Origin of the sequence: Algoriphagus persicinus (genome assembly GCF_035156415.1) — a bacterium.
In the GTDB taxonomy this organism is placed as follows: domain Bacteria; phylum Bacteroidota; class Bacteroidia; order Cytophagales; family Cyclobacteriaceae; genus Algoriphagus; species Algoriphagus persicinus.
Map to the genome: position 1 here is coordinate 166,548 of NZ_JAYEEY010000002.1, position 14,822 is coordinate 181,369.

Below are 14,822 nucleotides of genomic sequence, written 5' to 3' on the forward strand. Positions count from 1 at the left end.
TATTTGGTGCTTTGAAAAGCGGCACGCGAATCAAAGTGATGAAAAAAAATTCAAATGACTATTTCCTGGTAGGAAATGTGATTTCTGTTGGACTGGTTTTATTGACTACCCAACTTTATAAATACTGGACTATAACATGAGTGACGAAAACAATTTGGCTAACAATGGAGATGAATCCCTGCATACTTCTGTCCCCGTGACAGGAATGTACAAGGAATGGTTTCTAGATTATGCTTCTTATGTAATTCTAGAACGGGCTGTGCCGGCTATCGAGGATGGACTGAAACCTGTGCAAAGGAGAATCATGCACGCAATGAAGGAAATGGACGATGGGCGATTTAATAAGGTCGCCAACATCATCGGTCAATCCATGCAGTTTCACCCGCATGGTGATGCTTCCATTGGTGATGCTATCGTAAATCTTGGTCAAAAGGAGCTGCTGATAGAAACTCAGGGTAACTGGGGCGATGTACGTACAGGTGACCGCGCTGCAGCTGCCAGATACATAGAAGCCAGACTTTCCAAGTTTGCACTTGATGTGTTATTTAATGCACAGACTACCGAATGGCAACTTTCCTATGACGGTAGAAAAAGAGAGCCAGTCACGCTGCCAGTTAAATTCCCTCTTTTGCTAGCCCAGGGCGTAGAGGGTATCGCGGTAGGCCTTTCTACCAAAATACTTCCTCACAACTTCTGTGAACTTATTTTAGCTTCCATTGAAATTCTGAATGGAAATAAACCCAATGTTCTTCCGGATTTTATCACAGGTGGATTTGCGGATTTTTCTGAATACAATGAAGGCCTGAGAGGTGGAAAAGTAAAGGTTAGAGCAAGAATAGAGGAGGAGGATAGTAAAACCCTTTTAATTAAGGATATACCCTACGGTGTAACTACAGATACATTGATTGATTCTATCCTGAAAGCAAATGATAAGGGCAAGATTAAGATCAAGAAAGTAGTCGATAATACAGCCAAAGATGTAGAGATCGCAATTCAGTTGGCCTCTGGAGTTTCTCCAGACGTCACGATTGATGCGCTGTACGCATTCACGGATTGTGAAGTCTCCATTTCGCCAAATGCTTGTGTGATTATCAAGGATACGCCAGTATTCCTTACTGTAAATGACATCCTTGAATATAATACCAAGCAGACTAAATCGCTACTGAAGCGAGAGTTGGAAATTCGCAAAGGTGAATTGATGGAGAAGTTGCTATTCTCCTCATTGGAAAAAATATTTATAGAAAATAGAATCTACCGAGACATAGAAGAGTGCACGACTTGGGATGATGTCTTAAAGGCGATCGATCAAGGTTTGGATCCTTATAAGCCAGATTTTTATAGAGAGATTACTACAGATGATTTGGTTCGTTTGACTGAGATTAAGATTAAGCGTATTTCCAAATTTGATACGTTCAAGGCAGATGAGCTGATGAAACGTCTACAGGATGAACTCAAGGAAGTGAACCATCACCTGAGACATCTGACGGATTATGCAATTGCTTACTATGAAAACCTGCTCACGAAATATGGCAAAGGTCGGGAACGCAAGACTGAAATCAGGACTTTTGATGCCATACAGGCGAATACAGTAGCGGCAAGCAATGCTAAATTATACGTGAACCGTGCTGACGGATTTGTAGGATACAGTCTCAAAAAGGATGAGTTTGTCTGTGATTGTTCCGATTTGGACGATATCATCGTGATTCGGAAGGATGGCGTTTGTATGGTTTCCAAGATCCAAGAAAAGAATTTCATGGGCAAGGATATCTTGCATGTGGCAGTATTCCGAAAAGGTGATGAGCGGATGGTTTACAATTTCATCTATTTAGATGGGGCAACTGGCCGTGCGATGGTGAAGCGTTTCCAAGTATTAGCTGTCACTAGGGACAAAGAATATTTGCTTACCAAAGGAACAAAAGGCAGTAAGCATCTTTATCTGACAGCAAATCCCAATGGTGAAGCTGAAATTATCACGGTGTACTTGACACAAGGAGCAAAAGCCAGAGTGAAGGTTTTTGATTTCGATTTCTCTACCATTGATATCAAAGGAAGAGGAGCAGGAGGAAATATTCTCACTCGCTATCCGATACGGAAAATCCAGTTGAAAATGGAGGGGGTCTCTACCCTAGGAGGACTGAATATCTACTACGACTCCATCGTAGGTAGATTGAATACTGATGAGCGCGGGCAATTGATTGGTAATTTCTTAGGAGATGACCGGGTTTTAGTTTGTTACAAAAGTGGTGACTATGAGTTAACCACCTTCGAATTGACCAATAGATATGATGCCCCAAATGTGGTATTGATAGAGAAATTTAATCCGGATAAAGTACTGTCAGCCATTTACTTTGATGGAGCTAGCAAAACCTATTATATCAAACGTTTCCAAATCGAAACGACTACGCTGAATAAAAATTTCAACTTTATTTCAGACCACAAGCAGTCTTATCTGAAGCTTGTTTCCACCGAAAAACAACCTCAAGCGCGGGTCACTTTGGTCAAAGGTAAGGAGGAGGAAGTGATGGAGTATGATTTGGATATGCTGATTGATATCAAAGGTTGGAAAGCTGTTGGCAATAAGTTAAGTACCTATCCAGTGAAAGACCTGAGCTTGATAGAAACAAAAAAAACTGAGGTAACCAAAGAAACTGAAACAGAAGAAGAGGAAGCAGAATCGGATTCGGATGACGATCTGGAAATTGGATCTACGATAGATCTGTCATTGAAAAAGGACGATGAAGAACAACTGGGCTTATTTTAATAGGCCATTTTTTTAAATGGAAGAAGAAAAATATTTGGATACTATTGACCAAGGTTGGCTGGATTATTTAAGCCAATACATCACTGCGCATAAGAAATCAGTGATGGAGAAAGTACTCGCCCAAAGAACCCGGTTTATGACCGTAGTCTTGGAGGATATTTTTAAGCCTCATAATGCCAGTGCGGTCTTGCGAACTTGTGATTGTTTTGGGATTCAGGATGTACATGTCATCGAGAAGAGGAATGTTTATAAAATCAATCCTTTTGTGACCCGAGGAGCTTCACAGTGGCTTGATCTTCATAAATATCACAACAAACAAGGTTCTGCTGTCCAAGATTGCTTCACTAACCTTAAAGAAAAAGGGTATAAAATCTACGGGACTAGTCCATTGCCCGGTTCTATTTCAATTTATGATTTGGAACCTGCTGAAAAGATTGCGCTGGTATTTGGCAATGAACACGAAGGAATAAGCGAAGAAGTACAGGAAAAAGTAGATGGCTTGATGCATATTCCTATGCTGGGCTTCACAGAGAGTTTCAATATTTCTGTGGCGGCGTCAATTTCCTTATATGAACTTGTGAAAAAAGTCAAAACCTATGATCCTCCGGATTTCTATTTGACGGAGTATGAGAAGCAGCTTTTGAGAATGAAGTGGTTTAGATCAGTGGTAAATAAGCCTGATTTGCACGAAAAGGCCTATCTGAGGTCAAAATCGTTTAATTCTACTTCTGAAAAATAGCGTTGATCTTTTCATTTAGAGGTACTTTTTTCGATTTGTTTTTGGCTTTTTGTCGTTGTCTTTGCTTTTTCTTTTGCTCTTTGCTTTTCACCAAAACCATACGGGCAGAGATACCCACTTGCCCTCTATAGAATTCTTCTCGGCCTACCAGATTGATGTTGGGCTTGTAATCCAGAGAAATCACCGTATTAAGAAGTGTAAGTTCCAGACCACCTATCAAATCCAAGCCTGCTGTGGTATTGCCATAGGTATGTAAGATTTGCTTACTTCCTTCGGATTTGACAAAGCTTTCTTCCACTCCAAATGAGGGCCCAATTCCATAGTAATAATTAAAGCGTTTGGAGATAATGGGATGATGTTTTTCTATCAGCGCCGAAAAAGTAGTGTTAAGTTTGAAATCTGACTGAAGCATTGCTTCAATTGAAATCTGCTTGGTAATCCGCTGCTGAGCAGTCAGCCCTACCGTCCTGTACAGGTTACTATTTCCAAATCTAAGGCCTACTGCAGTCCCATATCGCTGAGCCTGAGCAATAGAAAGTGTAGAGAAGATAAGGAGGGTAAGAAGAGTAAGGCGTGATTTCATAGGCTATTCCAAAAAGGAATGACCATTGTTCAATAACTATTCCAACCTTTGAGTTTTATTTGATTAATACGAAAAAATGCCCTCATCAGCAATTGGCTAATGAGGGCATTTCTAACTTGAAAATGCTATGCTTAGGATTCAGATACTATGATTTTTTCGATTTTGTCTCCTGCTTTTATTTCATCGATCACGTCCAAGCCTTCTACTACTTTACCGAAGCAGGTGTGATTTCTGTCCAAATGCGCTGTATTGTCTCTGCTATGGCAAATAAAGAATTGAGAACCGCCTGTATTTCTGCCGGCATGCGCCATAGAAAGTACGCCACGGTCATGGTATTGATTTTCACCGTCTAGTTCACATTTGATGTGATAGCCAGGTCCACCCGTTCCATTTCCCTTAGGACAACCTCCCTGTATCACAAAGTTTGGAATAACTCTATGGAAAGTCAATCCATCGTAAAATCCTTTATTAGCAAGGTCAATGAAATTTTGAACGGCAATAGGGGCGTCCTTTTCATAAAACTCCACTTTCATTGTTCCTTTTTCTGTAATAAATTCTGCTGTCTTCATTTTTTCAGGCTTTTGTTAGTTTCCTCTCAGGAGTTTTCAATTTTTAGCTGCGCAAAACTATAATAATTAATATAAGATTTGGCACATTAATAATACAATGTGTGAATTTAAGGACTCATATTTACTTCAATAGTATCACATTGGAATTGTGTCCAGAGGGACTTGTTTTTTTAAATCACTTGTAATCAAGATGTAATGTCAGATTTGTTGATTGCTATGCAAATTATTGGAAGCAAGGCATATTATTCAGTAAGTGGGGCGCCTTCCAAAATGTCACGGGATGAGAACTCTTGGAATTTCTCAAAATTTGTCTTGAATGCGTTTGCCAATTTCTTTGCTTGTGTATCATACGCATCCCTATCCTTCCATGTGAATCTAGGATTGAGTATTCCAGCGGGTACGTTTGGACATTCTTGAGGAATTTGAAACCCAAAAACCTGATGTTTCCTGTATTCGACTTGATCTAAACTCCCTTGGAGCGCAGCTGTAATCATAGCTCGAGTGTAGGCTAATTTCATTCTGGACCCTACTCCATACGGCCCGCCTGTCCAACCTGTATTGAGCAACCAAACATTGGTCTCATATTTCTCCATTTTTTCACCAAATAGGGTAGCATACTTTGTAGGATGTAGGGGCAGGAATGCAGCTCCGAAGCAGGCTGAAAAGGTCAATTTTGGCTCTGATACACCCATTTCGGTGCCTGCTACTTTTGCAGTGTATCCTGAAATGAAATGGTACATGGCCTGACTTGTATTTAACCTGGAAATAGGAGGGATTACTCCAAAAGCATCAGCAGTTAGGAAGAATATATTCTTAGGAATTCCACCTACAGATGGTTCCATTACATTTGGAATAAAATTTATAGGATAGGCGGTTCTGGTATTTTCAGTGACAGACTTATTGGTAAAATCTACCTCTCTGGAATTTTCTTTAAATCGTGTGTTTTCGACGATCGAACCAAATCTAATTGCATCCCAGATTTCGGGTTCTTTCTCTCTGCTCAAGTCAATGACTTTTGCATAACAACCGCCTTCGAAGTTGAATACTCCCTTTTTGGTCCAGCCATGCTCATCGTCTCCAATTAAGTTTCTATTGGGATCAGCTGATAGGGTGGTTTTGCCTGTGCCTGAAAGCCCAAAGAAAATAGCTGTATCTCCCTCGGATCCCACATTCGCAGAGCAATGCATGGAAAGCACCTTCTTTTCATGAGGTAGGATGAAATTAAGCACTGAGAAAATGCCTTTTTTGATCTCGCCTGCATAGCCAGTACCTCCGATCAAAATGATCTGGTCTGTGAGGTTGATAATTACAAAATTGGGATTTTTAGTACCATCTGACACCGGGTTAGCTTCGAATTCAGGTGCACAAATGATAGTGAAATCTTCTTGAAAATCAACTAATTCAGTTTCAGATGGCCTGAGAAACATGTTATAGCAGAAGAGGTTGTGCCATGCTTTGGTGTTGATTACTTTCAATTTGATTCGGTGATCTGCATCTGCACCAGCATAAGCATCTCTCACAAAAAGCTCTTGATCAGCAAGAAAAGCCTTCATTTTTTCCAAAAGCAAATTGAATTTTTCAGAATCAAAGGGAATGTTGATATCTCCCCACCAGACCGAGTCTTTGGTTTTATCGTCCAAGACAATGAATCTGTCTTTAGGGGACCTTCCGGTGAATTTACCGGTGTCGGACATTAGGGCGCCAGTAGATGTGAGTTTCCCTTCCTTTCGCGCTAAAGCAATTTCCACCAGTTCTGCTGGTGGAAGATTGAAGTGAACTTTTCTGAAAGCTGTGGGACTGAGAAAAGCCAGGTGAGAAGTCTGGCCTGCCAGATCTAGTGGCTGCATAAATATTTGGGGTTACAATCTGAAAATTGTCTTCACAAAACTAGTAAAATCCGTTTTATAAAAACTATTAAAAGTGCTTTATTTTTGATTACAATCGATTGCATTTAGAAAACAGATGTTTATTTGGGCGTACTTTTCTGTCTAATGTGAGCTGCTTTAAGCGTACGATTCCAATGGTGTAATACTTAGCCACGAGCCTATAATTCAGCTGCTTTAACTTTGGAAACAAGCACTAAAAAGGTTTATCATTGTAAAATTGATTTCACCCAAATAAAACTATCCTTGGAAAAACAACTTATTCCTGAATTTATAGGTCCTACTATTTTTGGTCATCCCAAAGGTCTGATGACATTATTTTTCACAGAAATGTGGGAACGTTTTAGTTATTATGGAATGCGGGCATTGCTCATACTGTTTATGACAATGTCTATCGCCGAAGGAGGCCTGGGGTTTGATGATCAGACTTCCGGGGCTATTTATGGTCTGTACACTATGGGAGTCTATTTGTTGGCTTTGCCAGGTGGCTGGCTTGCAGATAGACTTTTTGGTCTGAAAAAGTCCGTTTGGTATGGTGGGATTATCATCGCTATAGGCCATTTTACCATGGCAGTCCCGGGAGTCATTGCGTTAATTACGGGCGATTATTCGATCAAACCTGAATTAAGCACACTTGATACTAGCTCCTTCTTTCTAGGATTGATTTTAATTGTATTAGGTACTGGTCTTTTAAAACCAAATATTAGCTCGATTGTAGGTCAACTTTATCCAAAAGGAAGTACGAAGCGTGATGCTGGATTTTCTATTTTCTACATGGGGATTAACATCGGTGGGTTCATTGCGCCGATTGCCTGTGGTACCCTGGCGACTTATGATATGCACCTTGGGTTTGGACTTGCTGGTTTAGGGATGGTTTTTGGTTTAATTCAATACAAATTATCTGGAGGCCTACTGGCAGGTCATGGTGATCCACCTGTAGTAGAAACAGAAACAGAAGTTAGCAATCAAAAAAAGCTGAGATCATTGGTTACCTACCTGGGAATTGGTTTAGTAGCGATAGTTGGCGTACTATTTATGGGAGTGATACCTATCAATGTTTCTGCAATTGCTGGTGCTTCGGGGACGATTATTGCCTTGGTAGCGTTTGGATATTTGGGATATGTGATAGCTTTTGGCGGACTAAATAGGTCAGATAAAAATAAAGTAGGAGTGATTGCTATTTTATTCCTTTTCTCGGCAATGTTTTGGTCTGGATTTGAACAAGCGGGTTCTACTCTTAATCTGTTTGCTGACCGTTTTACAGATCGTACCATCTTGGGATGGGAGATTCCTACGAGTTATTTCCAGTCGGTGAACTCACTTTTCATTATTATTTTCGCGCCAGTTTTTGGTGCACTTTGGGTTTGGCTAGGGAGAAGAAATCTAGAGCCGAGTTCTCCTATGAAGTTTACCTTTGGCCTTTTGTTACTGGCGATTGGTTTTTTCGTAATGTATTTCGCTACTAAAATTGCTGCGTCGGGTGATTTGGCAGCACCAACTTGGTTGCTGCTGACTTATATGCTTCACACCTTTGGTGAATTGAGTTTGTCCCCAGTTGGATTGAGTTTGGTAACCAAACTAGCACCAAGAGGATACGCTGGACAAATGATGGGGATTTGGTTCTTGTCAATTGCGCTGGGTAATCTTATTGCTGGATTGATAGCTGGCGAAGCCAGTGGAGGCACGGATGAAGCATTAGCTCAGATGCCAGATCAATACATGTTGATCGTTTACACGGTCTTTGGCTCTGCGGCATTGCTATTCTTACTGAAGCCTGTGATCAGGAAGATGATGGGGGACGTACATTGACGTCTAGGCATAGTTTTGTTTGATTTTGTTTTTTACTTAGTTGGTACATGTCAATCTTCTTTTAGAATAGACTACCCTGTACGGTAGTTTTCTTAGTTGCTTGGATAGTACCTTTAAGCATATCCTGCATCAGTCGAAGAAATCCGGGTTCCCAATTTTCGGAGTGGATTTTCAGGTCTTTGCCTTCATATTCTATTGGACCTAGCATTTTTTCATAGCCTATGATCATACTCCATACGGTATAAAAGGTGATTTCCGGTTGTAGTTCTGCTCTGACACTTCCGTCTTTGATACCTTGACTCACCATCATTATGCCGATTTTGGCAGGCTCATGATGAATCTCCAGGAGCTTCTGAAAATGTGAAGATTCCAGCGTTTTTGGGTCAATTAACTTACGGGTTTCTAAGTTGTTATACGTTTTGAGAAGATCAAGAAAATTGAGAATTGAATCGTAATAGACTTGATTTGCTTTGGCAAAGGCTACGATTCTTACCAATAGTTCAGAAAGCATTTCTAAACCAGATTTCCCCTTGGTTCTATTTGACCATTCGTCTCGAAATTCATCTTTGAATTGATCGAAGGCTTTCTTAGTCAAAGCCATAAAAAGGTCTTCCTTATTTTTGTAATAGAAATAGGTGAGGCCTTTACTTATTCCTGCTGCTTTGGCTACGTCTTCCATTCGGGTGGCTAAATAGCCCTTGGATGTAAAAAGTGAAACTGCCGAATCTAAAATGATTTTTTCTTTATTTTTCTCTCCTGCCATGGTTTATTTCTTTTTCTAAAAATAGAATTCAAAGATATTAAACTTGGGTCAAAAACGGAGTTTTACGTCATTTTTATTTAGCGAAATGTATAGAAAAAAGGCTTTATCCAATTCTTAAAGCCTTTTTTTGGTGCGTATGATGGATTTACTTTACTTCTACGATGTAGTAATTTTTCTTGCCTTTTTGGACAAGCAGATACTTATCTTGAAGAAGAGTCAAGTTTATTGAAGCAGTTGGACCGGAGAGTTTTTCTTTATTAATGCTGACTCCACCGCCCTGGATCATTTTTCTAGCCTCACCTTTGGATGTAAATACGATTCCTTGTGTGATTTCACCAAATAGATCCAAAATTGAGGTTAATTCTGAATATTCTCCCTGACTAATTTGAACCTGTGGAACTCCTTCGAAAACCTGTAAGAAAGTACGCTCATCCAAAGCCGCCAAATCATCGATCGAAGACTTACCAAATAGAATATCAGAAGCCTTCACAGCCATCTCAAAATTTGATTCTCCATGAACCATACGAGTGATTTGTTTGGCTATCTCCTTTTGCAATAGGCGTAGGTGAGGAGTTTCTGCATGCTCAGCTTCAAGTTTTTCGATAGTTTCCTGATCCAAAATGGTGAAAATCCGGATGTACTTGGCAGCATCGTCATCAGATACATTGAGCCAAAACTGGTAGAAGGCATACGGCGAAGTTTTCTCAGGATCCAGCCATACCGAGCCGCCTTCAGTTTTACCGAATTTGGTTCCGTCAGCTTTAGTAATCAATGGAACTGTCAATGCATAAGCACTTCCTCCGCCCATTCTTCGGATCAATTCGGTGCCTGTTACTATATTTCCCCACTGATCTGATCCACCCAGTTGAATAGAGCAGTTTTCATTTTTCCACAAATGATAAAAATCATAACCCTGAATCAACTGGTAAGTGAATTCAGTGAACGAAAGGCCATTTCCATCTTCTAGCCGTCTTTTTACAGAGTCCTTGGACATCATGTAATTCACCGTGATATGCTTGCCTATGTCTCGAATAAAATCTAAAAAGCTAAATTCTGACATCCAATCGTAGTTGTTCACCAGCTCAGCTTTATTGGAAGTAGAGCCAGAGAAATCAAGAAACTTCGCGAGTTGAGTTTGAATGCAAGCTACATTATGATCTAGGGTGGTTTTATCCAAGAGATTTCTCTCAGCGGATTTGAATGAAGGATCTCCAATCATCCCCGTAGCACCACCGACTAAAGCATAGGGCTTGTGCCCAGCACGCTGGAAGTGCAGTAAGGTCATTACTCCCACCAAGTGGCCAATATGTAAGGAATCAGCTGTAGGGTCGAAGCCTAGATATGCTGAAGCCATTCCTTTAGTCAGGTGATCTTCGAGCTCGGGTGTCATATCCTGAAGCATACCTCTCCAGCGTAATTCTTCTATAAATGAATTCATCTTATGCGTGATTTTTCGAGGTGCAAATATAGCCTTGTCTTCCGAAGGAAGGAAGGAAACTTTTGATCCATTTCCAGGTATCAGGCAGTAAGATATGTTTTTGAAAAAATGGAAGAAAAGAGTTTACTACTACTGATCCGAATACCCTTTCTGAAAATTTGAAAAAAAAACCTGGTAGTTATACCAGGTTTTTTATGCTCATTGTACTTGTTCAAGTATGATTACTGATACGACTTGGTATTCAGTGTTTCATCATTTTTAAAAAAGTCAGTGAGTTTTCCGAAGGAATTTTCGAAATAACCTCCCAGCATTTTCTTGATAATGAATGAACGATATTCATCTTTCGAAACTATTGGAAAGTACTCGTGACTCTTGCCGTAGGACTTGTGACTGACAAATCCTTTGCGTTCCAATATCCTAACAATCGTCGAAACAGTATTGTATGCTGGTTTGGGTTCGGTCATGGGAGTAAGAATATCTTTGACAAATCCTTTTTCGATCTCCCAGAGGATCTGCATGATCTCCTCTTCTGCTCTTGTTAATGGTTTCATAAGTAAGGCGTTAAGTTTTAATATAAGAAAATTATTCGTTTAGTTTCACAATTGCAAAAAAAACTACCTTTACTTTTAATTTTTTTTTTCTTGAGAGTTTAATTGGCGGTATAATATTTCACCTATATCTAAGCAAAATGGCCTCATTTGAGGCCATTTTGTGTTATGAAGGTCTTAATTTTATAATCCGTGTCAGGTGTAGCAATTTAACGATTGGATACGTAGGGTCAAACTCGTACCATTTTACTGCGAAATTGGGTCTATTGGGTAGCCTATGATGGTTATTTTGAAACAATTCACCCAGCATCAACACATCAAGCAAAAGACTATTTTTCGAGTGATCGTTGTTGTCAAAATTTGCGTAGCCATACTTATGTCCACTCCAATTAACTATGGCACCGTGCATGGGACCCATCAGGAAGTGAATAGGAAGCAAGAAATACATCCACCAATGTGTCCCGGGTAAGTCAAAAACAGAAATACACAGCACATAAATAGCTACATACAATAATCCCCAGCTTACTCTTACAAGCATAGTATCTGCAAATTTGTCAAACCTATTCCAATCAGGAATGTCTTTGGAGAATCTTTCCTCCGGCTTTAAGCGGAAAGAAAAGTATTCATTATATATGTTTTTGGTCTTCCACATCATCGTGAACAAGTTTTCGGTATGGTGCGGACTATGTGGATCCTTTGGAGTATCGCTATAGGCATGATGCATTCTGTGCAGTATAGCATAAGCTCTAGGAGATAGATAGGAGCTGCCTTGCCACATCCAGGTAAAGAAGTAGAAGAATTTTTCCCAGTACTTGTTCATGGAGAACATCTGATGGGCAGCGTATCTGTGTAAGAAGAAGCTTTGGCAGAACAAAGAGAAATACCAGTGCAACAAGAAGAAGATAATAATTATCACTCGGCTAAGGATTTATGTTAAAGCTGTAAATATAATGCAACCTAATTGATCCAACGAATTTCAAGTCTGTTCCATTCCATTTTAAGAGATGATATTTATCAGTTTTTGAGAATTGTTAACCTGGTTTTGTATTTTTATTTTTATGGAAAACACGAACAGATCATTTAGTTTTTTAGTTAAAATTCTTTTAGGAGGGATAGCGGTACTGATCGCAGAATTCTTTTTGACGGGAATTCATATAGATACCATTGTGACAGGATTTATACTGGCAGCAGTTATCATTCTGATCAATATTACACTAAAGCCCTTGTTGATAATATTGACTTTGCCTATAACAGTGCTGACTCTTGGGCTATTTTTGCTGGTCATCAATGCATTGATGATTATGTTGGCAGATCGGATCATACCTGGTTTTCAGGTTGATAGTTTTTGGTGGGCAATTTTGTTCGCGATTTTACTTAGTGTGATCAATTCACTTTTTGGAAACAACTTGAATCAATCTGATTGATAGATTTGCTTTTAACTGATTGATAATCAGGAGTAAGATTAGAATTAATCCTGGGGTTCTTGCACTGAAAAATATAATAATTGAGTTAATTTTTTTTAGCCGTTCTTTTGTGGCTTCACATGGCCTGTTGATTAACCCTTAAAAAGGTGCTATTTGGCCTTTATTGCTATAATTCAGTAGATTACTACGCATTACTACTTCCATATCAGAACCTCATATCCCTTAGAATTACTCAATTTTATAGCAATTTCTTTATTAGACTTTGTGGTTTTGATAAAATTCGATTAGATTTTGATGTTATATTACTATGTGATTTAGTACTATTGGATTGCTAATTATTTAAAAGTTTATCTTCTTTAAAATTTTGACCCATGTCAATTACAAATCCAGGTTTTGATCCTACGCGCATTGAAGAGCTGAAGGAAGAGTTAGGGAAGCTCCAAAAACCGTTTAAAATCATTCCCGACGAAGAAAACTCTGGGGAGTTTGTGAATTTCTATTTTATTGGAATGTATCAAGGTAAAGAAGTCATTTACGATGCTGCACTATATACGCTGAGATTGCATCATGCAAGTGAAGTGTACGAACTTGCTGAGCATAAGGCAGCTCGGAAATTCCCGAACTTCAATGGCATATCTTATGAAGAAGATGAAAATGGAAATTTGAAGCCATTAACCAGTGAGGAGGAAGAGATAGGTTGGTTCATCACCGAGATCATTATGGAAATAGAGGAAGATGAAAGCGTGAAAGTGCAGGAATTCGTTGATGTAGATACTCACCATGACTATGGAATCGGTGTAGACGCTGCATTGAATATAGATCATATTGATGAGGTCGTAATTTCTAACTTTGTTAGGGAGTTTAATGATGACACGTTGAAGCTCGACGACACCATGTATGCATTTCAATCGGAAGAAGAAGAAGAAGATATTGAGGATTGAATTTATTGGAATTAGAATACCCTGACTGCGCTCACTAACCACGAGCGTTTTTTTATGTTAAAAATTGCCTTTTCACCTATATATAGTTATTAGTTGCCAGAAGGTCATAGATTTCCTATTGTGAAATATGAATTGCTACCAGGCCAATTGCTTCACGAAGGAATTGTTGAACCAGAGAATTTCTTCGTGCCAGAGAAACTGGAGGAAAGGCAATGGCACTGCACGTATTTTCGCTAAAAATCCTGATGTATTTACGTTCAGCATGTATGGAAAGAAGAATTACCCTATGCGCAAGGACGTCTCTGATTTGGATTGTGCCATAGCAGACAGCACTACAGATGATTTGATCTTGGGATTATTCAATCCCAACTTGAAATTATTTTAGAAAATTTTACACCTGATTTTATACTATACCAATCAGGAGTAGATGTATTGGAAAGTGATAACCTTGGGAAGGTTGGCGATGAGTATAGCGGGAGTAAAAAGCCGTGATGCTATTGTTTTAAATCTTGCTAAATCACTCAAATCGCCCATCATGTGCTATATGGGAAGGGGCTATTCTTCCAAAACATCACAAATTGTAGAAGCACATACCCAAGTTTATAGATTGGCTCAAGAGCTATATTTCTAAATGAAAATTGTCAAATTTATCCATAGATTGTAAGTCAATTCTTGTAAAATCAATACTTTCTTTATATTTGCGCCCTTGTAATCAATAACATGAACAAAGTGAAAAGAGGATTAAAACTAATCGGTGCATTGAGCCTTGCTGCAATGCTTTTGTACGGCTGCGATACGGCTGGAACTTCTACTACAACTGAAAAAAATGCTTCGAAAGAAGTTAAACAAGGTGATTTGAATATTGCTTTTGTTTACACAGATAGCGTGATCAATAAGTATGATTACTTCAAGTCCAAGTCTGAAGAGCTAACGGCAAAAGGCAAGAAATTTGAAGGAGACCTTCAAGGAAGAGCTAGCGGTTTTCAGCAAGAAGTTCAAACTTTCCAACAAACTGGCGGAAACATGACTGTAAACCAGCAGAGAGCCAAACAGGAAGAGTTAGCTAAAAAGGAGCAAAACCTAATGACTTATCGTGATAATTTGATGCAAGAATTATCAGCCGATGAGGCTGCTCTTTACAGCGAAGTTTACGATAGGGTGCAGAAATACCTTAAAACCTATGCTGAAAACAATGAGCTTACTATGATATTGAGCTACACCAGAGGAGGAGCAGTATGGTACGGAAATGATGCATTAGACCTTACTGAGTCAGTAATCGAAGGATTAAACAAAGCCTATACAGCTGCTCCGGCAGACACTGCAAAATAGGATAAAACCCGTACTCGAAAAATTGAAACCCAGCA

General features: G+C 39.3%; 15 protein-coding genes. 8 read left to right on the top strand and 7 right to left on the bottom strand.

All coding sequences use genetic code 11. The features are described from left to right. Positions 1 to 136: 136 nt before the first annotated feature. Both U3A58_RS02430 and U3A58_RS02435 read left to right on the top strand, forming a co-directional pair. Positions 137 to 2,761 carry a DNA gyrase/topoisomerase IV subunit A gene (locus tag U3A58_RS02430; RefSeq protein WP_323821792.1) on the top strand — a complete coding sequence of 875 codons (2,625 nt, stop codon included), beginning with the start codon at positions 137 to 139 and terminating at the stop codon, positions 2,759 to 2,761. Positions 2,762 to 2,777: 16 nt separating this feature from the next. Further along, positions 2,778 to 3,500, top strand: a complete 723-nt coding sequence (locus tag U3A58_RS02435; protein WP_323821793.1) for a TrmH family RNA methyltransferase — start codon at positions 2,778 to 2,780, stop codon at positions 3,498 to 3,500. On the opposite strand, the gene U3A58_RS02440 is transcribed toward U3A58_RS02435, so the two are convergent. The 3 genes from U3A58_RS02440 to pckA form a co-directional block, all read right to left on the bottom strand. Next, entirely contained in the window at positions 3,484 to 4,083 is a 600-nt protein-coding gene (locus tag U3A58_RS02440) for a hypothetical protein (RefSeq protein ID WP_323821794.1), read from the bottom strand. The two genes, U3A58_RS02435 and U3A58_RS02440, sit on opposite strands and share 17 nt — an antisense overlap. Before the next feature lie 131 nt (positions 4,084 to 4,214). Continuing rightward, entirely contained in the window at positions 4,215 to 4,652 is a 438-nt protein-coding gene (locus tag U3A58_RS02445; RefSeq protein WP_323821795.1) for a peptidylprolyl isomerase, read from the bottom strand. A 242-nt stretch (positions 4,653 to 4,894) separates the two neighbouring features. After that, the gene (pckA, locus tag U3A58_RS02450) at positions 4,895 to 6,499 is read right to left on the bottom strand and encodes a phosphoenolpyruvate carboxykinase (ATP) (protein ID WP_323821796.1); all 1,605 of its coding nucleotides are present in this window, start codon (positions 6,497 to 6,499) and stop codon (positions 4,895 to 4,897) included. A gap of 345 nt (positions 6,500 to 6,844) precedes the next feature. On the opposite strand from pckA, the gene U3A58_RS02455 reads away from it, so the two are divergent. Beyond that, the gene (locus U3A58_RS02455) at positions 6,845 to 8,344 is read left to right on the top strand and encodes a peptide MFS transporter (RefSeq protein WP_416377275.1); all 1,500 of its coding nucleotides are present in this window, start codon (positions 6,845 to 6,847) and stop codon (positions 8,342 to 8,344) included. A 61-nt stretch (positions 8,345 to 8,405) separates the two neighbouring features. Here U3A58_RS02455 and U3A58_RS02460 read toward each other — a convergent pair whose 3' ends face one another. The 4 genes from U3A58_RS02460 to U3A58_RS02475 form a co-directional block, all read right to left on the bottom strand. Next, positions 8,406 to 9,107, bottom strand: a complete 702-nt coding sequence (locus U3A58_RS02460) for a TetR/AcrR family transcriptional regulator (RefSeq protein ID WP_323821798.1) — start codon at positions 9,105 to 9,107, stop codon at positions 8,406 to 8,408. Between the two features lie 145 nt (positions 9,108 to 9,252). Further along, entirely contained in the window at positions 9,253 to 10,545 is a 1,293-nt protein-coding gene (tyrS, locus tag U3A58_RS02465; protein ID WP_323821799.1) for a tyrosine--tRNA ligase, read from the bottom strand. Between the two features lie 221 nt (positions 10,546 to 10,766). Beyond that, positions 10,767 to 11,096, bottom strand: a complete 330-nt coding sequence (locus tag U3A58_RS02470; protein ID WP_323821800.1) for a BlaI/MecI/CopY family transcriptional regulator — start codon at positions 11,094 to 11,096, stop codon at positions 10,767 to 10,769. Positions 11,097 to 11,259: 163 nt separating this feature from the next. After that, a complete protein-coding gene (locus U3A58_RS02475; protein ID WP_323821801.1) occupies positions 11,260 to 12,009 on the bottom strand; it encodes an acyl-CoA desaturase in 750 nt (249 codons plus the stop codon). Between the two features lie 142 nt (positions 12,010 to 12,151). On the opposite strand from U3A58_RS02475, the gene U3A58_RS02480 reads away from it, so the two are divergent. From U3A58_RS02480 to U3A58_RS02500, 5 genes are all read left to right on the top strand, one after another. Then, positions 12,152 to 12,517: a phage holin family protein gene (locus U3A58_RS02480; protein WP_323821802.1), complete on the top strand. Its 366-nt coding sequence runs from the start codon at positions 12,152 to 12,154 to the stop codon at positions 12,515 to 12,517. A gap of 371 nt (positions 12,518 to 12,888) precedes the next feature. Continuing rightward, entirely contained in the window at positions 12,889 to 13,458 is a 570-nt protein-coding gene (locus tag U3A58_RS02485) for a hypothetical protein (protein WP_323821803.1), read from the top strand. Positions 13,459 to 13,585: 127 nt separating this feature from the next. Beyond that, entirely contained in the window at positions 13,586 to 13,843 is a 258-nt protein-coding gene (locus U3A58_RS02490) for a hypothetical protein (RefSeq protein WP_323821804.1), read from the top strand. A gap of 42 nt (positions 13,844 to 13,885) precedes the next feature. After that, positions 13,886 to 14,089: a hypothetical protein gene (locus U3A58_RS02495; RefSeq protein WP_323821805.1), complete on the top strand. Its 204-nt coding sequence runs from the start codon at positions 13,886 to 13,888 to the stop codon at positions 14,087 to 14,089. Positions 14,090 to 14,178: 89 nt separating this feature from the next. Next, entirely contained in the window at positions 14,179 to 14,787 is a 609-nt protein-coding gene (locus tag U3A58_RS02500) for an OmpH/Skp family outer membrane protein (RefSeq protein WP_323821806.1), read from the top strand. The last annotated feature ends 35 nt before the right edge of the window (positions 14,788 to 14,822 follow it).